Source organism: Brachybacterium sp. YJGR34 (assembly GCF_003347015.1).
Lineage (GTDB): Bacteria > Actinomycetota > Actinomycetes > Actinomycetales > Dermabacteraceae > Brachybacterium.
This window is the reverse complement of sequence record NZ_PNFB01000035.1, coordinates 1-16,523: the sequence shown is the minus strand read 5'-3', so window position 1 is coordinate 16,523 and position 16,523 is coordinate 1. Positions and strand designations below refer to the sequence as shown.

Sequence of the window (16,523 nt, the reverse complement as noted above, 5' to 3'; positions counted from 1 at the left end):
GCCGGTGCCCGAGAGGGCACCGGCCGCGCGGTGGGGCGGCTCCCGGACCCCGTCGGGTCCCGGAGCGCGGCCCGGTCAGCAGTCGAGATCGTCGAGCTCGGCGCCCAGGCGCTCCTCGAGGCTGTGGAAGAAGGCGATCACCGTGCTCAGACCGCACTTGATGGTGCTGTCGATCTGGGAGCCGAGCGCTCCGGCGCGGTAGTCCGCGGAGAGCTCGCCGTAGACGCCGAGCAGGCCGTCGGACTCCCGTCGGACATAGACCTTCGGCCAGATCCGGTTCATGTTCCACTCGTTGCAGAGCTTGACCATCTCGACCTTGCGGGAGACGTCCACGGAGTGGCTCCAGCGGCCGCGGATCTGCAGCACGCCGTGCTCCTCGCCGGAGATCATGAACTGGAAGCGGTAGTCGTCGAAACGGGCACGGACGATGTCGCCCAGGTCGCCGTCCTCGACGAAGGAGTAGCCATGACGGGTCAGGCTCTCCTCCACCCTCTCCAGGGACAGGGGGGCCAGGGCGTCGGTCGAGTCCATCCGTGCCGGGGACTCGTTCGGTGCAGTCACGTCCAACCTCGGGAAGCGCAGTAGGGGCAGAACGATCCGGGACCCGGATCGCCGATCACCCTACTCCACCTCGCGTGGAGCGGCATGTGCGCAGGAGGTGATTCCCCTGACCCGGGCGTCCACCGGCGGAGCGGACGGATAGGGTGCCTGGCATGGACGAGCACGAACCCGGGACTCCGCCGCCCGGCCCCGGCGGGTCCCCGCCGCTGGTGGCCGTCGTGGGGGCCACGGCCACGGGGAAGTCCGCGCTCGCGATCTCCCTCGCCCGCCGTCTGGACGGCGAGATCGTCAATGCCGACGCCCTCCAGCTGTACCGCGGGATGGACATCGGCACCGCCAAGGTGAGCGTCCGCGAGCGGGAGGGCATCACCCATCATCTGCTCGACGTGCTGGACGTGACCGAGGAGGCGAGCGTCTCCGCCTTCCAGCGCGCCGCCCGCACCGCCGTCGGCGAGATCCGTGGGCGCGGACGCACCCCGATCCTCGTCGGCGGGTCGGGGCTGTATGTCCGCGCCGCGCTCGATCGGATCGAGTTCCCGCCCACCGACCCCGCCACCCGCCGGCGGCTCGAGGAGCGGGCGGAGCGCGAGGGCACCGCCGTCCTGCACCGCGAGCTCGCCCGGACCGATCCGGAGGCCGCGCGGACCATCGGCGAGCACGACACCCGCCGGGTGGTCCGCGCGCTCGAGGTCGGCGAGCTCACGGGGCGCCCCTTCACCGCCTTCCTGCCGCGCCCCGACTACGAGGACCCGAGCACCGTGCAGATCGGGCTGCGGCTCGAGCGGGCGGTGCTCCACGAGCGCATCGCCCTCCGCGTCCGCTCGATGGTCGAGCAGGGACTGCTCGAGGAGGTCCGCACGCTGCGCGCGCTGGGACTGGACCGCGGTGCCACCGCCCGCCGGGCCATCGGCTACGAGCAGGGGCTCGCGGTCCTGGACGGCACGCTGAGCTGCTCGGACGCGATGGAGTCGACGATCGTCGGCACCCGGCGCCTGGTGCGCAAGCAGGACACCTGGTTCCGCCGCGACGAGCGGGTGCACTGGCTCGACGCCGAGCCCGACGCCGCCTCGCCGCTGCTGCAGCGCGCCCTGGACCGTTTCGAGGCGGCCGTCACGGCGCCCGGCAGGTCCTGGACGTAGGCTCGGGGCATGACCAAAAGCTTCCCCTTCACCAAGGGCCACGGGACCGAGAACGACTTCGTGGTCCTCGACGACCCCGACGGCGCGCTGGACCTCGATGCGACCGCCGTCGTCGCGCTCGCGGACCGCCGCGCCGGCGTCGGGGCCGACGGGGTGATCCGTGCCGTCCGCACCCGCCGCGCCGGGATCGACGCCTCCGCGGACGCCCCGGAGTGGTTCATGGACTACCGCAATGCCGACGGCTCGATCGCGGAGATGTGCGGGAACGGCGTGCGAGTGCTCGCCGCACACCTGCGGCGCGCCGGTCATGTGGACGCGGAGCGCTTCGAGGTGCTCACCCGCGCCGGGGTGCGCACGGTCGAGATCCTCGCCGGTCCCTCCACCGAGGGCGGCCCCTGGGACGTCCGGGTCGGGATGGGGGCCTCGCGCAGCGTGCACGGAGCGCGCACCGTGCAGATCGACGGGCGCGTGCTGGACTCCACCGACGTCGACATGGGCAATCCCCATGCCGTCGCCTTCCTGCCCGAGGACCTCGCGCTCGAGAGCATCGACCTCACCCGGCGACCGGTGCTGGATCCGGAGCCGCCGGACGGCGCGAACATCGAGCTGGTCAGCACGCGGGGGGACCATCACGTCGCGATGCGCGTCCATGAGCGCGGCGTGGGGGAGACCCGGTCCTGCGGCACGGGGGTCGCGGCCGTCGCCGTCGCCGCCGCCCTGCGCGCGGGCGACGACTCGGGAGCGCCCTGGACGGTCGACGTGCCCGGGGGGCGGCTGCAGGTCAGCTGGGACGAGGACGGGCAGGTGCTGCTGGCCGGTCCGGCGCAGCTGGTGGCAGAGGGCACCACGCTCGTCTGAGTCCGAGCACGCGCGGGCCGCGAGCATGCGCGTGTCCCTCCCGGTGCCGGGCGCACCGTGAGAGGCGGACCTGCCGTCCGCTCAGCGGACGGGACCGACCTCGAGGATCCTGAACCCCTTCGCGCTGGCCGCCTTCGCCACGGAGCGCTGCGGCAGCTGCTCGCCGAGCCAGCGAGCGAGGGGATCCGCCCCCAGATTCTTGCCCACCACCAGCGCCGCCGTGCCCTCGGGTCGCAAGCGCGCGGTCCACTCCAGCAGCAGTGCGTGCAGCGCGGGCTTCCCGATCCGGATCGGCGGATTGGACCAGATCACATCCAGCAGGAGGTCCTCGGGCACCTCCTGCGGGGAGAGGACGCGGACGTTGTCCGCGCCCGCGCGGCGCGCGTTGACGGCCGTGAGCTCGCGGGCGCGCTCGCTGACGTCGACCGCCCACACCTCCGCCTCGGGGTGCAGGAGCGCGGCGCTCAGCGCGATGGGCCCCCAGCCGCAGCCCAGGTCCAGGATCCGTGCCCCGCTGGGCGGCTCGGCGATCTCGTCGAGCCGGTCCAGCAGCACCGCGGTGGCCTTGTCCAGGCCGCGACCGCTGAACACCGAGGAGCTCGAGACCAGGTCCAGGTCCCGGCCGGCCAGTCGCACCGACAGCGGGAAGCGACGGTCGTCGGTCCGGGGGGAAGGGGTGAAGTAGTGCTCGTCCACCCGAGCAGGATACGGACCCCGGAGTCCCGGAGCCCCCGGGACGTGATCCGGGATCCGCCCTGCGCAAAATCCCTCGACCCACGGGGTGCGGCGTGGGATTCTGGACGGACAGCTCGTTCCCTACCTCGAGGAGTGCCCCGATCGTGCCCATCGCCTTCCATCCCGAACCCGACTCCGACCTCGACGTCGACGGGACCACCACGGGAGGGACCGGGGCCGCTGAGCACTCGAGCAGCGCGAACGACCCTGCCGTCCCCGCCGCGGACCCCGCGCCCGGGCACCGTGATCCGCTCACCGAGCGGATCCTCTCCCGCGGCGATGCCTCGCTGACTCCTCTCGCCCACGGCTCCGAGTCCGACGGCGAGCAGTACGACCTCGCGGACCGGCAGGCGCTGCGCCGCGTCGCCGGGCTCTCCACCGAGCTCGAGGACGTCACCGAGGTCGAATACCGGAAGCTGCGCCTGGAGCGCGTGGTCCTCGCGGGCCTCTACACCTCCGGCAACGCCGACCAGGCCGAGACCAGCCTGCACGAGCTGGCCGCGCTCGCCGAGACCGCGGGCTCCCAGGTGCTCGACGGCGTCCTCCAGCGCCGTGCCCACCCGGACCCCGCCACCTTCCTCGGCAAGGGCAAGGCGGCCGAGCTCGCGGAGATCGTCGCCGGCAACGGCGCGGACACCGTGATCGCCGACGGGGAGCTCGCTCCCGGCCAGCGGCGCGCCCTCGAGGACATCGTCAAGGTGAAGGTCGTGGACCGCACCGCGCTGATCCTCGACATCTTCGCCCAGCACGCCAAGTCCCGCGAGGGCAAGGCGCAGGTGGAGCTCGCCCAGCTCGAGTACCTGCTGCCGCGCCTGCGCGGCTGGGGCGAGTCGATGTCCCGCCAGGCCGGCGGCCAGGTGGGCGGTGCCGGTGCGGGCATGGGCTCCCGCGGACCCGGCGAGACCAAGATCGAGCTGGACCGTCGGCGCATCCGCGACCGCATGGCCAAGCTCCGCCGCGAGATCCGGGCGATGGCGCCGGGCCGGCAGGCCCAGCGCGCCGACCGTCACCGGCATCAGGTGCCCGCCGTCGCCATCGCCGGCTACACCAACGCCGGCAAGTCCTCGCTGCTGAACCGGCTCACCGGCGCCGGGGTCCTGGTCGAGAACGCCCTGTTCGCGACCCTCGACCCGACCGTGCGGCGCTCGAGCACCCCGGACGGCCGCGAGTTCACCTATGCGGACACGGTCGGCTTCGTCCGCCACCTGCCCACGCAGCTGGTCGAGGCCTTCCGCTCCACGCTCGAGGAGGTCGGCGACTCCGATCTGCTGCTCCATGTGGTGGACGCCTCGCACCCGGACCCCGAGGGACAGATCGCCGCGGTGCGCACCGTGCTCGGCGAGGTCGAGGGTTTCGACGTGCCGGAGATCGTGGTGCTCAACAAGGCCGACCTCGCCGAGCCGGAGACGATCGCGCGCCTGCGCAGCCAGGTCGGCGAGTCCGCGGTCGTCTCCGCCCGCACCGGGATGGGCATCGCGGAGCTGCGCGAGCTGATCGCCGAGCGCCTGCCCCGGCCCGCGGTCGAGGTCGACCTCGTGGTCCCGTACTCCCGCGGGGACCTCGTCTCGCGCGTGCACAGCACGGGCGAGGTCCTCACCGAGGAGCATCTGATGGAGGGCACGCGCGTGCACGCCCGCGTGGATGAGGCGCTCGCCGCAGAGCTCCACGGCGCGGCCTGAGTCCTGCGGGGGCGGCGCGCCGATATCCTGATCCGATGACCGCCGCGACCGAGCATCCCGCTGCCCCGAAGGCGGCGGATGTCCCGCTGTCCACCCTGATGGAGGCGGCGGTCGCGGCCATCGGCGGGTCCCCCCGCGCCGGTCAGGAGACGATGGCCGAGGCCGTCGACCGCGCCATGTCCGGCGGTCGCCACCTGCTCGTGCAGGCGGGCACCGGCACCGGCAAGTCCCTCGCCTACCTGGTGCCCGCCCTGCGTCAGGCCATGGTCACCGGGCGTCCGGTGGTGATCTCCACCGCCACCATCGCCCTGCAGACCCAGATCGTGCGCAAGGATCTCCCGCGCCTGGTCGAGGCGCTGGCCCCGCACCTGCCGCGCACCCCCACCTATGCCCTGCTCAAGGGCCGCGCGAACTATCTGTGCCGGCACAAGATCGACGGCGGCTATCCCGTGGACATCGATCCCGGCGCGCTGTTCGCCGAGGCCTCGGGCGACCCGGCGCGGTCCGGGAGCGAGCGACTCGGCGACCAGGTCAAGCGACTGCGGGAATGGGCGGAGGAGACCGACAGCGGGGACCGCGACTCCCTGGAGGACGCCGTCTCCGACCGTGCGTGGCGACAGGTCTCCGTGACCGGGACGCAGTGCCTGGGCAGCACCTGCCCGATGGTCGAGAGCTGCTTCGCCGAGCGCAGCCGTGAGCTCGCCCGCGAGGTCGACATCGTGGTGACCAACCACGCGCTGCTCGCGATCGACGCCTTCGACAGGCACGGCATCATCCCCGATCACGACGTGGTCGTCTTCGACGAGGCCCACGACCTCTCGGGCCGAGTGACCAGCGCGGTCACCGATGTCCTGACCCCGGGGATGCTTCGCGGCGCGGTGCGGGACCTGCGGGGCCTGGGCGTGGCCGCGACGGCGCTGGACGACGCCGGGGACGAGCTGCGCGAGGCCCTCTCGCTCGCCCCCGACGGCCGCGTCGTCGGCGCCCTGCCCGATCGGCTCGCCGACGCCCTCACCCAGCTGCGGACCGAGGCCCGCACCGCCCATTCGGACGCCCGGGACGCCGGTGACGACGCCTCCGCCGGTGCGCGCAAGACGGTGCGCGCGAACCTGCAGGAGGTCATCACCGTGTGCGAGCGGCTGACCGCGCCCGACGAGGACGACGTGGTCTCGATCGCGCACTCGGCGGCCACCGGCCGCTCGAGCATCCAGGTCGCACCGCTGAGCGTCGCGGGAGCGATGCGCGGCGCGATCCTGGAGGAGCGCACCGCGGTGCTCACCTCGGCCACGCTCGCCCTCGGCGGGCGCTTCGAGCCGGCGGCCGGCGAGGTGGGGCTGGCGCGGGCGGACCGCACGGGAGTGGACGAGATCCCCGCGCTCGCGAGCGCGGACGCCTGGGCCGGTCTGGACGTGGGCAGTCCCTTCGACTATCCCCGCCAGGGCATCCTCTACACCGCGCGCCACCTGCCCCCTCCGGGTCGGGAGGGTCCCTCGCCGGCGATGCTCGATCACCTCACCGATCTCGTGGAGGCCTCGCGTGGGGGAGCGCTGTGCCTGTTCTCCTCGCGCCGGGGCGCGGAGATCGCCGCGGAGCACGTGCGGGCCCGGCTCGATCTCACCCTCGCGGTGCAGGGAGAGGACTCGATGGCGAATCTCGTGCGGACCTTCCGCGAGGAGGAGGACGCGAGCCTCTTCGGCACCCTGACGCTGTGGCAGGGCGTGGACGTCTCGGGGCGCTCGCTGCGGCTGGTGACCATCGACCGGATCCCGTTCCCCCGTCCGGACGACCCGCTGACCTCCGCTCGGCAGGAGCGGATCAGCAGCCGCGGCGGCAACGGCTTCATGGCGGTCTCGGCCCAGCACGCGGCGCTGCTCCTGGCCCAGGGGGCGGGGCGCCTGATCCGCTCGTCCGCGGACAAGGGCATGGTCGCGGTGCTGGACCCACGCCTGGCGACCGCGCGCTACGGGGGCTTCCTGCGGGAGTCGATGCCGCCCCTGTGGCCCACCGCCGATCCCGAGATCGCCCTGGGGGCGCTCCGCCGCCTCGCCGGCTGATCCCGGTCCCGCGCAGAAGAGCGCCCTCCCGCCGCAGGGCGTGGCGGCCGGCTGATGCTCCGGAGAGCTCGCCGGCCATGAGCGGGCGGCTCAGACGGCGCGCAGCACCGCCACGACCTTGCCGAGGACCTCGGCGTGGTCGCCCAGGATCGGGGCGAAGGCCGGGTTGTGGGGCATCAGCCAGATGTGGTCGTCCCGCTGCACGAAGGTCTTCACCGTGGCCTCGCCGTCGATCATCGCCGCGACGATCTCGCCCTTCTCCGCCGTGCTCTGGGAGCGCACCACCACCCAGTCGCCGTCGCAGATCGCCGCATCGATCATCGAGTCCCCGACCACCTGGAGCAGGAACAGGTCGCCATCGCCCACCAGCCGCTGGGGGAGGGCGAAGACGTCCTCGATCTGCTCCTCGGCCGTGATCGGCACGCCGGCCGCGATCCTGCCCACCAGCGGGACGCTCACGGTGTCCGGGGTGATCTGAGGCTCCGGGGCGGGCAGGGGCTCCGGGGCGTCGTCCGCCCCGGGCATGACGACCTCCATCGCGCGGGGCCGCTTGGGATCGCGGCGCAGGAACCCCTTGCGCTCGAGGGCCTGCAGCTGATGGGCGACGGAGGACGAGGAGGTCAGACCCACCGCGTCACCGATCTCGCGCAGGGTGGGTGGATAGCCGTGGGTGGAGACGGCGTCGTTGATGGTCTCCAGGACCAGCCGCTGACGACGGGTGAGCCCCGCGGTGAGGCCGTCGCCCGGGACCTCCGCCCGGGCCCGGATCGGCTTGGGGGTGCTCGGCGTCATGGTGCGGGCCTCCTGGCGTCGTCTGTCGGACCCTTGCGGTTCCGTTGTCCTGTCGCCCAGCGTAGAGCGGCACGCAGCGGAAGCCAAACATGTGTTCGAGATTCCTCTTGCGTGTCGCCGGACCGCGGGGCTACAGTCGCACACACATTCGATCGAACAGGAGTTCGGACATGCGTACCGAGACCGCTACGGTCCTTCCCTTCCCGCGGCACCGCGACGAGCGTGCCGGGGGCTCCGCTCGAGCGGGCGTTCGACTCGAGGCCACGCGCCGGGGTCGCCTGGTCGTCGCCCTGCTCGCCTTCCTGCTCGGCCTGCTCGTGGCCGCCGCGGTGCTGCTGGTCACCGACCTGCCGTCGGCCGTCGCCGGCACCGAGCCCTCCGTGCAGGAGACCGTCACCGTCGGCGCGGGGGACACCCTGTGGGGCTATGCCGAGCAGCACGCGCCGGAGGGCATGAGCGAGCAGGCGTACATCGCCGAGGTGCGCAGCCTGAACCATCTGCCCACCGGCCGCATCACCGCGGGCACGGAGATCGAGCTGCCCGTGCTCGAGGATGCCGCCCGCTGACGGGGGAGCAAGCCGGTATCCTGGCCGGATGCACTGCCCGTTCTGCCGTCATCCCGATTCCCGGGTCGTGGATTCCCGCACGTCCGACGACGGTTCGACGATCCGGCGCCGCCGCCAGTGCCCGAACTGCTCGCGACGCTTCTCGACCTCCGAGACCGCCTCGCTGTCGGTCCTCAAGCGCTCGGGCGTCAGCGAGCCCTTCAGTCGGGCGAAGGTGATCTCGGGCGTCCGGAAGGCGTGCCAGGGTCGTCCGGTCAGCGATGACCAGCTCGCGATGCTCGCCCAGCGGGTCGAGGAGGACATCCGCTCCAGCGGCGTCGCGGAGATCGACGCGCATCAGGTGGGACTGTCGATCCTCCAGCCGCTGCAGCAGCTGGACCTCGTCGCCTACCTCCGTTTCGCGAGCGTCTACCAGGACTTCGACTCCCTCGAGGACTTCGAGTCCGCCATCGTCCGCCTCCGTGCCGAGTCCGGTGCGCGATCCGCCTCGCGGACACCGGGCCCCTCCGCCTGAGCGCCACGTCAGCGCCCGGCCCTCGGTCCGTCGGTCGGTCCGGGCACGTGCCGTCCGCGGAGATGGTGCAGAAGGTGTGGACACCACATGAACGAGCGCCGGAGTGTGCATAAGATGTCCTGCGTGCGCTCGTCGAGCGCACCACCGATCGGCGGTCGTGGAGGGGAAGCCACGGCCGCCGATCCCGTGCGCGGGGACCTGCGTCGGCGCTCGCCCCGTCCCCGAGGGGGCCCGGACGGAAACCGTCAGCGGGCGATGCCGCGGGGGAGCTCCCGTGCGTGCACCACGCCGAGGTGCTGCGTGGCCCGGCTCATGGCGACGTAGAGATCGCCGGCGCCGTGGGCGTCGACGAGCTCGGCGGGCTCCACCAGCACCACCGCATCGAACTCGAGGCCCTTCGCGTCCTGAGCGGTCATCACCGCGATCTCGTCGTCGACCCCGGCAGAACCCACGCCCACGGCGGGCAGGCCCGGCAGCGACCGCAGCTGCTCCAGGATCTCCTGGACGCGCTCCTGTGCGGTGATGACCGCGAGCCGGCCCAGCCCCTCCTCCTGCACGGCGGCCACGGACCCGGCCGCCGTCTCCACGAGCCGCGACGGATCCGTGCGCTCGATCCGGGGATCGCGGTCCCCCTCGCGGACCGAGCTGACCGACGTCACGGGCAGCTGGTGGGCCTGTGCCATCGCCACGGCGCGATCCATGATCCGGCGCGGGGTGCGGTAGTTGACGGTCAGGTGCTCGACCTGGAGCCGATCCTGGATGTAGGGGCTCAGCGCGTCGGTCCAGGAGTGGGTCCCGCCGGCGGAGGAGGTCTGCGCGACGTCGCCCACCACGGTGAAGGACTTGGTGGGCGCGCGACGCATGAGGGCCCTCCAGCTCATGGGGGAGTGCTCCTGCGCCTCGTCGACCACGACGTGCCCGTAGGTCCAGCTGCGCTCCGAGGAGGCGCGCTCGGCGAGCGTCCGGCCGTCGCGGACCTGGCTGACCTGGTCCGCGAGGTCCTCGGCCCGGATGATCCCGGAGCTGTCGATGTTCTCGATGACCTTGCGCGCGTACTCCACGTCCGCCGTGCGGCGCTCGGCGTCGTCCTTGGCACGGGCCTCCGCGGGCGCCGCGTCCTCTCCCAGCAGCTCGGCGACCTCGTCGAGCAGCGGGATGTCCTCGATGGTCCACGGCTCGCTCTTGGGGCGCACCAGGAGGTCCACCCGGTCCGCGAGCGATCGCGGCGCCGCGGCGGCCAGCCGGTCCGGGCGGGAGAGGAGGATCCGCAGGAAGCCCTGCGGCGTGTAGGGCAGCCAGGCCAGGTTCAGCACCCGCTTGACCTCGGGGTCGTGCCGGAGGTCCGAGAGCAGGTCCCCGCGGTCCTCGGGCACGATGGTGTGCCCGCGGGCGGTGAGCGCCTTCTCGTACTTCTCCACCAGGCGGTCCATCGCCGCGCGCACGAACACCGCGCGCGCCGCGTTGTGGGGCTTGTGGGTCGCGCGGGCCTCGCGGCGAGCGGCCCGGACCATCTCCCGGGAGAGCGTGACGGGTGTGCCGTCGATGCGCAGACGGACGTCCTGCTCCGGGACCACCTGGCGCTGCTTGACCGCTCGTGCGATGAGCTCGGCCATCGCCGCATCGCCCTTGACCGCGGCGACCTCGTCGCGGTCATGGACGAAGGTCTCGACCCCGGGGAAGAGCTCGCCGGGGGTCAGCATGACCACGCCGGACTCGCCGAGGCTCGGGAGCACCCGCTCGATGTAGCGCAGGAACCCGAGGGTGGGCGCCATGATGAGGACGCCGGTGTGCTCGAGCCGCCGGCGGTGGGTGTACAGCAGGTAGGCGGCGCGGTGCAGCGCGACCGCGGTCTTCCCGGTGCCGGGCCCGCCCTGGACCACCATCACGCCGCGGTTCTCCGAGCGGATGATGCGGTCCTGCTCGGCCTGGATGGTGGCGACGATGTCGCCCATGCGCCCGGTGCGCTGCCCGGAGACGGCCGCCAGCAGGGCGCCCTCTCCCTGGAGCAGGACGTCCTGCTCGGGGTCCTCGAGCATCGACTGGTCCAGGACGTCGTCCTCGAGCCCCACCACGGTGCGACCGCGATTGATGAGATGGCGGCGCAGGCGCACCTCGAGCCGCTCCGCGCTGGTGGCGCGGTAGAAGGCCGCCGCCGCCGGGGCTCGCCAGTCCACCAGCAGCTGCTCGCGCTCCGGGGTGAACAGCCCGATCCGGCCGATGTAGCGGCGCGCGGCGTCGTCCATGTCGAGGCGACCGAACACGACGCTGCGCGCGACCGAGCGCAGCAGCGCGAGCCGGTCCTCGTACAGCGCCATGAAGGAGTCGCGCTCGGAGCGGTTCTGATGGGTCGAGGCCTGCTGCGACCCCTGGATCTGATCGAGGTTGTGCTCGACCTGCGCGATCAGCTCGTCGAGCCGGGCGTAGAGCCGGTCCGCATAGGCCTGCTCCCGTGCGAGCTCCCGGGCGATCTGCTCCTCGGCGTCGTCCACGAACACTTCCCCTCTGTCGTGAGTTGCACACGCCGCGCCGCGGCCCGGCGGACCCGGGGGCGGTGCGGCACGGTCGTCCATTATGGTGGACGGGCCTGGGTGCGCGTGCCATCAGGTCGACCACATCCAGCCCGCCGCGAGGGAGGAGACCCCGATGCGCGACCCCCGAGATCTCTACCGGTTCGAGTCCTCCGAGGTGCTCGAGGCCGTGCCGCGCTCCGGGCTCACCCTCGTCCACGCCCTGCCGGGCATGGTCGACGCCGGCAACGCCTGCCGCATCGCCTCGACCTATCTGCGGGACGAGCTGCGGCACCTGCGGCTGGTCTCCTTCGACACCGACGAGCTGCTGGACTACCGCGGCTCCCGGCCCCAGGCCACCTTCGACGGCACCTCCTACACCGGGGTCGAGATCCCGGAGATCACCCTGTCGCTGATGTACGACGAGGCCGATCGGCCCTTCCTCTTCCTCGACGGCCCGGAGCCGGATCTGCAGTGGCGCCGCCTCGCGGAGGCCCTCATCGACCTGGTGGAGTACTTCGAGGTGGAGCGGGTGGTCGGCATGCAGGCCGTGCCGATGGCCGTGCCGCACACGCGGCCGATCGGCCTGTTCGCCCATGCCAACGATCCCTCGCTGCTGGGGCGGCCGAACACGGGGGCCACGCCGGCCCCGGGCACCGCCCCGGAGGGAGACGAGGAGGGGTCCGGGGAGCTCGTCATCCCGGCCGCCTTCAGCGCGCTGCTCGAGCACCGGCTCGGAAGGGCGGACCATCCCGCGATGGGCTATGCCGCCCAGATCCCGCACTACCTGACGCGGACGGACTTCCCGGCCGGGGCCTTGGCGCTCCTGCGCCGCGTGAGCGAGGCCGCCGGTCTCGAGCTGCCCCTGGTCCATCTGGGCGACCTCACCGACGCGGCCACCGTGGCGCTCCAGGGGACCCTGGAGCAGAATGCGGAGGTCCGTCAGATCGTCAGCGCCCTCGAGGAGCAGTACGACGCCGTCAGCGAGGGGCGCGAGTCCTCCCCGCTCTCGACCACGATGGATCTGCCCACCGCCGATGAGATCGGCGAGCACTTCGAGCGCTTCCTCGCCGATCACGACGGCGACGGTCCCGAGGAGCCCCCCACGCTCTGAGCGATCCGGTGGGCGCGCCTCCTCGCCGTCCATCGCCCTGTCCAGGGGGCGCTCGGTGAAGTTCGTTACGTCTTCGTGATCGCGTGTCGCCCATCTCCGTGTGAACAGGGCCACGATCGTGACAGAATGAGGGCGTTGCGGTGATGCAGGTCCAGCAGGACAGTCCGTCGAAGGTGCCTCGGCACAGCAGTACGGCACGCACCAATGCGCCACCCACCTCGGTGGGGGACGGCGTCACGCGGCACCGCGATCGCGTCGTGCGATCGATGATGGACGACACAGAAGGTGACAGGTATGGCACAGGGCTCGGTCAAGTGGTTCAACGCCGAAAAGGGCTACGGATTCATCGAGATCGACGGAGGCGGCGCAGACGTCTTCGTGCACCACAGCAAGATCGACATGGACGGCTACCGCTCGCTCGACGAGGGGCAGCGCGTGGAGTTCGAGGTCAGCCAGGGGGACAAGGGGCCGCAGGCCGAGCAGGTCCACCCTCTCTGATCACGGACGTCCCGTGACCTCACGGACCGGGCGGGAGCATCGCGCTCCCGCCCGGTCCGTCGTCGTGTCGGGACCTTCGCGCGCCCACCGGGCGGCGCCATCGCGCGCGAGGCGGTCGGTCAGACCTCGCCGAGCACGCGACCGGCCCGTGCGAGGGCCTCGACCTGGGCCGGGGACGCGAGCCGCACCGAGACCGCGTCCGAGCGCAGGTCCCGATCGATCCCGTCGGGGAGCGGACGGGAGGAGGCGAGCAGCACGCAGTTCCCGCGGCGCTTCCCGCTCAGATGCGCGGGCTCGGCGATGACGCCGACGTGCGAGAACGCGGCCGAGAGCGTCGCGACCTCGTCGGCCATCATCCCGGTGCCGGGCGGCGCCGCGCAGTTGGCGAGATAGAGGCCTCCCTCGCGCAGCACCCGCGCGGCATGCTCGGCCGCCGACAGCGTCGTCAGCTCGGGGGGCGTGACGGCTCCCGCGAAGACGTCCCGGACCAGCACGTCGAAGCGGTTCTCGCGCCACGCGCTGAGCGCGCTGAGCGCATCGTCGATCCGCAGCCGCAGCTGCGGGGAGCGGGGCAGGTCGAACCAGGTGCGCACCTGCTGGGCCAGCAGCTCGTCGATCTCCACGACGATCTGCCGCGAGGAGGGGTGATGGGCGGCCACGGCGCGGGGCAGCGAGCAGCCGCCCCCGCCGAGATGGGCGAGCTGCGGGGTGGCCGCCGCGCGGCCCTCGCCGAGCTGACGGTCGATCACGAGCAGCATCCACCGCATGTACTCGAACACCAGATGGTCGGCATCCGGGTGCAGGTGCGAGGAGGGGACCCCGTTGACGTCGAGCAGCACGGAGCCGTCGTTCTCGAGGGTCAGCCGGGCGCTGCCGGTGGAGATGGGCAGGGAGGTGTCCAGCGGGCCGAGGTGCTCGAAGGCGGTACGGCGCGCGCGGTCGCGGCGGGGCATCGCCCCACTCTAGGAGATCGCCGACCATCCCTCCTCCCCAGCGCGGTCCCGTCCCCGGCCCGGACGTCCGGGGCTCGCGTGTCGGACCCCCGTCCTAGCGTGGCGGGCACAGGACGGCACACCGGCCGCCCGCCGCGCACGCAGCAGGAGGAGGAGCACGATGGCCACCACGACGACCCGCCGAGGACTCTCCGCACCCCTTGCCGGCGAGACCCGGGGTCTGCGGCTCCGGCTCGCACGTCTGGATCAGGACCAGGCGGATCTCGACCGCGCGCGGGACCTGCTGCGCCAGGGGCGGGCACGGGCGGTCGAGGACCCGCGCGAGGCCTTCGAGCTCGTCCACCGCGCCGCTCTGCGGGGAGCGGGCGTGCTGGTCGGCCGCGCCAATCGAGAGCGCCGGCGCCGGCTGCCGCTGAACGTGTGGACGGCGATGGAGAAGCTGGGCGGCGCGGACGCCGAGCGCGCGGCGGAGCTGGCCCCGCTGGTCGCGGAGCGGATGCGGCTGGACCGCGACCCGTCGGCGCGGCCGGACCCCGATCTCCTCCGGCGGCATCTGCGGGAGACGGGCGGGCACCTCGAGCAGATCGCGGAGCGCCTGCTCGAGGACCTGCCCGCCCGCGCCACCGATCTCGCCGCCGGCTGAGTGCGGACCGGTGCCCGCGGGTCCGCTGAGTACAGTGCGGTACCGAGGGAGGTGGCGATGGACGCGAGCGGCGTGGACCGCGCGGTGGAGGTCCCCGGGATCCTCCACCTGGACATGGATGCCTTCTTCGCCTCCGTCGAGGTGCGCGACGACTCCACCCTGGCAGGCCGCCCCGTGGTGGTCGGCGGGGCCGGTGCGCGCGGTGTCGTCGCCGCCGCGAGCTATCCGGCGCGCACCCGCGGCATCCGCTCGGCGATGCCGATGGCGACGGCGAGGAGGCTGGCACCGGATCTCGTGATCGTCCCGCCCCGGATCGACCGCTACCGAGCGATCTCCGCGCAGGTGATGGGCCTGCTCCGCGACGTCGTCGCCGATATCGAGCAGATCAGCGTCGACGAGGCGTTCCTCGACGTGCGCGGTGCCCGCCGACTGTTCGGCGAGCCGGAGCAGATCGCCACGCTGCTGCGTCGCCGGATACGGGAGGAGCTCGCGCTGCCCAGCTCGGTCGGGGGGTCCGTCTCGCGCGCCGTCGCGAAGATCGCCTCCGCCCACGCCAAGCCGGACGGCCAGCTGATCGTCCCGGCCGATCGCACCGCGGCCTTCCTCGCGCCTCTGCCGGTGTCGGTGATCTCCGGCATCGGTCCGAAGGCGCAGGCCGCGCTCGAACGGCTCGGCGTGCGCACCGTCGGCCAGCTGCGCGAGATCCCGCCCGGCGCACTGACCCGGGCGCTGGGCCCTCGAGCGCCGGAGGTCGCCCGGCTCGCCGCGGGCAGCGACCGCACCGGGCTCGGACAGCGGGTCCGCGACAAGTCCGTGGGCACCGAGCGCACCTGGGACGAGGACCTCACCGATCCCGCCGAAGTACGGCGCCGCATCACCGTCATGGCCGACGAGGTCGCCCGCCAGCTGCGACGGGGCGGCTTCGTGGCCCGGACCGTCGTGCTCAAGCTCCGGGGCCCGGACGGCGCCACCCTCACCCGTTCCGCGACCCTGGACCAGCCCACCTCGAGCGGCGAGCGCCTGCGGGAGCACGTGGTCGCGCTGTGGGAGCGGGAGAGCGGCGCCCTGCGCCGGGTCCGCCTCGCCGGGGTGCGCGCCACGCACCTCGAGCCGGTGGGGAGCACCCCCCAGCAGTCCGAGCTGACCGCCCGGTCGGCAGGGTGGACGGACCTCGAGGCCGCGATGGACCGCGCCGCCGATCGCTTCGGGACCCGCAGCCTCAGCCGCGGCTCGACGCTCCCACCGAGGGCGGAGGAGGAGCATCGCGGAGCCCCGGGAGCCGGGGAGGACGGGCGCTGAGCGCGCGGGGCGTCCGGCCCGGCGGCGGTGCCGCGGACGGATGCCCCACGACGCTGTTCCCATAACTCAGGAACACGCCGTAAACTGGATGAACCGCCGACGGGGGCCAAGCGCTCTCGCACGGTGATCGGGGCGCCGACCGGCGCGAGAGGACGGGGACAAGGAGCGGGATCATGCCGCTGTCTGAACACGAGCAGAAGATGCTCGACGAGATGGAACGCCAGCTCTTCGCCGATGATCCGCGCCTGGCGCGGGCCTTCGCACCGAAGTCACCGCCGCGACGCAACGGGCGTCGCATCGTCATCGGCCTGGGCGCCGTGGTGCTCGGACTGGGCGTCCTCGTCCTGGCCGTGTCCCTGCCGGCCGTCTGGCTCGGGGTGATCGCCTTCCTCGGCATGCTCGCCGGCGCGGTCTACGCCGTCACGGCTCCGGGCGGCCCCTCCGAGGGCACGGACTCCGGTCCCGGGGGCGGCGGTGGTGGAGGCTCCGGCCCCGCCACGCCCTCGGACGACGGCAGCAGCTTCATGCGTCGGATGGAGGAGCGCTGGGAGAGGCGCGCGGGCGACGACCCCCGCGTCTGACCCAGCCCTTCCCGACGGCGCCGCGAGCGG

The 16,523-nt window shown here is 73.1% G+C and carries 16 protein-coding genes; 11 read left to right on the top strand and 5 right to left on the bottom strand.

Features of this window, described 5'->3' with window-relative positions; genetic code table 11:
• Positions 1–75: 75 nt before the first annotated feature.
• The gene (locus CXH06_RS18020) at positions 76–561 is read right to left on the bottom strand and encodes a YbjN domain-containing protein (RefSeq protein ID WP_232820423.1); all 486 of its coding nucleotides are present in this window, start codon (positions 559–561) and stop codon (positions 76–78) included.
• Between the two features lie 152 nt (positions 562–713).
• Here CXH06_RS18020 and miaA point away from each other — a divergent pair, with 152 nt between their 5' ends.
• Together miaA and dapF are read left to right on the top strand one after the other, a co-directional pair.
• Entirely contained in the window at positions 714–1,700 is a 987-nt protein-coding gene (gene miaA / locus CXH06_RS18015) for a tRNA (adenosine(37)-N6)-dimethylallyltransferase MiaA (RefSeq protein ID WP_114856585.1), read from the top strand.
• Positions 1,701–1,709: 9 nt separating this feature from the next.
• Entirely contained in the window at positions 1,710–2,558 is an 849-nt protein-coding gene (dapF, locus tag CXH06_RS18010) for a diaminopimelate epimerase (RefSeq protein WP_114856584.1), read from the top strand.
• A gap of 81 nt (positions 2,559–2,639) precedes the next feature.
• On the opposite strand, the gene CXH06_RS18005 is transcribed toward dapF, so the two are convergent.
• Positions 2,640–3,254, bottom strand: a complete 615-nt coding sequence (locus tag CXH06_RS18005; RefSeq protein ID WP_114856583.1) for a class I SAM-dependent methyltransferase — start codon at positions 3,252–3,254, stop codon at positions 2,640–2,642.
• Between the two features lie 143 nt (positions 3,255–3,397).
• Between CXH06_RS18005 and hflX the strand changes: the two genes are divergently transcribed.
• Both hflX and CXH06_RS17995 read left to right on the top strand, forming a co-directional pair.
• Positions 3,398–4,972: a GTPase HflX gene (gene hflX, locus CXH06_RS18000; protein ID WP_114856582.1), complete on the top strand. Its 1,575-nt coding sequence runs from the start codon at positions 3,398–3,400 to the stop codon at positions 4,970–4,972.
• Positions 4,973–5,007: 35 nt separating this feature from the next.
• Positions 5,008–7,026 carry an ATP-dependent DNA helicase gene (locus CXH06_RS17995; protein ID WP_114856581.1) on the top strand — a complete coding sequence of 673 codons (2,019 nt, stop codon included), beginning with the start codon at positions 5,008–5,010 and terminating at the stop codon, positions 7,024–7,026.
• 90 nt (positions 7,027–7,116) lie between these two features.
• Here CXH06_RS17995 and lexA read toward each other — a convergent pair whose 3' ends face one another.
• A complete protein-coding gene (gene lexA, locus CXH06_RS17990) occupies positions 7,117–7,818 on the bottom strand; it encodes a transcriptional repressor LexA (RefSeq protein ID WP_114856580.1) in 702 nt (233 codons plus the stop codon).
• Between the two features lie 170 nt (positions 7,819–7,988).
• Between lexA and CXH06_RS17985 the strand changes: the two genes are divergently transcribed.
• Both CXH06_RS17985 and nrdR read left to right on the top strand, forming a co-directional pair.
• Positions 7,989–8,384 carry a peptidoglycan-binding protein LysM gene (locus tag CXH06_RS17985; protein ID WP_114856579.1) on the top strand — a complete coding sequence of 132 codons (396 nt, stop codon included), beginning with the start codon at positions 7,989–7,991 and terminating at the stop codon, positions 8,382–8,384.
• Positions 8,385–8,412: 28 nt separating this feature from the next.
• The gene (nrdR, locus tag CXH06_RS17980; protein ID WP_114856578.1) at positions 8,413–8,898 is read left to right on the top strand and encodes a transcriptional regulator NrdR; all 486 of its coding nucleotides are present in this window, start codon (positions 8,413–8,415) and stop codon (positions 8,896–8,898) included.
• Positions 8,899–9,143: 245 nt separating this feature from the next.
• Here nrdR and CXH06_RS17975 read toward each other — a convergent pair whose 3' ends face one another.
• On the bottom strand, positions 9,144–11,387 hold the full coding sequence (locus CXH06_RS17975; RefSeq protein WP_114856587.1) for an ATP-binding domain-containing protein: 2,244 nt from the start codon (positions 11,385–11,387) through the stop codon (positions 9,144–9,146).
• Between the two features lie 154 nt (positions 11,388–11,541).
• Here CXH06_RS17975 and CXH06_RS17970 point away from each other — a divergent pair, with 154 nt between their 5' ends.
• Both CXH06_RS17970 and CXH06_RS17965 read left to right on the top strand, forming a co-directional pair.
• Positions 11,542–12,519 carry a proteasome assembly chaperone family protein gene (locus CXH06_RS17970; RefSeq protein ID WP_114856577.1) on the top strand — a complete coding sequence of 326 codons (978 nt, stop codon included), beginning with the start codon at positions 11,542–11,544 and terminating at the stop codon, positions 12,517–12,519.
• A 294-nt stretch (positions 12,520–12,813) separates the two neighbouring features.
• Positions 12,814–13,017 carry a cold-shock protein gene (locus tag CXH06_RS17965; RefSeq protein ID WP_114856576.1) on the top strand — a complete coding sequence of 68 codons (204 nt, stop codon included), beginning with the start codon at positions 12,814–12,816 and terminating at the stop codon, positions 13,015–13,017.
• Positions 13,018–13,136: 119 nt separating this feature from the next.
• On the opposite strand, the gene CXH06_RS17960 is transcribed toward CXH06_RS17965, so the two are convergent.
• Positions 13,137–13,970 (bottom strand): spermidine synthase, encoded by an 834-nt coding sequence (locus CXH06_RS17960; RefSeq protein WP_114856575.1) that lies wholly within the window; start codon positions 13,968–13,970, stop codon positions 13,137–13,139.
• 160 nt (positions 13,971–14,130) lie between these two features.
• On the opposite strand from CXH06_RS17960, the gene CXH06_RS18780 reads away from it, so the two are divergent.
• The 3 genes from CXH06_RS18780 to CXH06_RS17945 all read left to right on the top strand — a co-directional run bounded on the left by CXH06_RS18780 (position 14,131) and on the right by CXH06_RS17945 (position 16,493).
• Positions 14,131–14,613 (top strand): SAV_6107 family HEPN domain-containing protein, encoded by a 483-nt coding sequence (locus CXH06_RS18780; RefSeq protein WP_114856574.1) that lies wholly within the window; start codon positions 14,131–14,133, stop codon positions 14,611–14,613.
• Between the two features lie 57 nt (positions 14,614–14,670).
• Positions 14,671–15,912: a DNA polymerase IV gene (gene dinB, locus CXH06_RS17950; RefSeq protein ID WP_114856573.1), complete on the top strand. Its 1,242-nt coding sequence runs from the start codon at positions 14,671–14,673 to the stop codon at positions 15,910–15,912.
• Between the two features lie 173 nt (positions 15,913–16,085).
• Positions 16,086–16,493, top strand: coding sequence for a DUF3040 domain-containing protein (locus tag CXH06_RS17945; RefSeq protein WP_114856572.1), 408 nt, complete (start codon positions 16,086–16,088; stop codon positions 16,491–16,493).
• Positions 16,494–16,523: the final 30 nt, after the last annotated feature.

Coding starts and splice junctions, on each gene's coding strand:
- miaA (WP_114856585.1), top strand. CDS start 714: ATGGACGAGCACGAACCCGGGACTCCGCCGCCCGGCCCCGGCGGGTCC.
- dapF (WP_114856584.1), top strand. CDS start 1,710: ATGACCAAAAGCTTCCCCTTCACCAAGGGCCACGGGACCGAGAACGAC.
- CXH06_RS17995 (WP_114856581.1), top strand. CDS start 5,008: ATGACCGCCGCGACCGAGCATCCCGCTGCCCCGAAGGCGGCGGATGTC.
- lexA (WP_114856580.1), bottom strand. CDS start 7,818: ATGACGCCGAGCACCCCCAAGCCGATCCGGGCCCGGGCGGAGGTCCCG.
- CXH06_RS17985 (WP_114856579.1), top strand. CDS start 7,989: ATGCGTACCGAGACCGCTACGGTCCTTCCCTTCCCGCGGCACCGCGAC.
- nrdR (WP_114856578.1), top strand. CDS start 8,413: ATGCACTGCCCGTTCTGCCGTCATCCCGATTCCCGGGTCGTGGATTCC.
- CXH06_RS17970 (WP_114856577.1), top strand. CDS start 11,542: ATGCGCGACCCCCGAGATCTCTACCGGTTCGAGTCCTCCGAGGTGCTC.
- CXH06_RS17965 (WP_114856576.1), top strand. CDS start 12,814: ATGGCACAGGGCTCGGTCAAGTGGTTCAACGCCGAAAAGGGCTACGGA.
- CXH06_RS17960 (WP_114856575.1), bottom strand. CDS start 13,970: ATGCCCCGCCGCGACCGCGCGCGCCGTACCGCCTTCGAGCACCTCGGC.
- CXH06_RS18780 (WP_114856574.1), top strand. CDS start 14,131: ATGGCCACCACGACGACCCGCCGAGGACTCTCCGCACCCCTTGCCGGC.
- dinB (WP_114856573.1), top strand. CDS start 14,671: ATGGACGCGAGCGGCGTGGACCGCGCGGTGGAGGTCCCCGGGATCCTC.
- CXH06_RS17945 (WP_114856572.1), top strand. CDS start 16,086: ATGCCGCTGTCTGAACACGAGCAGAAGATGCTCGACGAGATGGAACGC.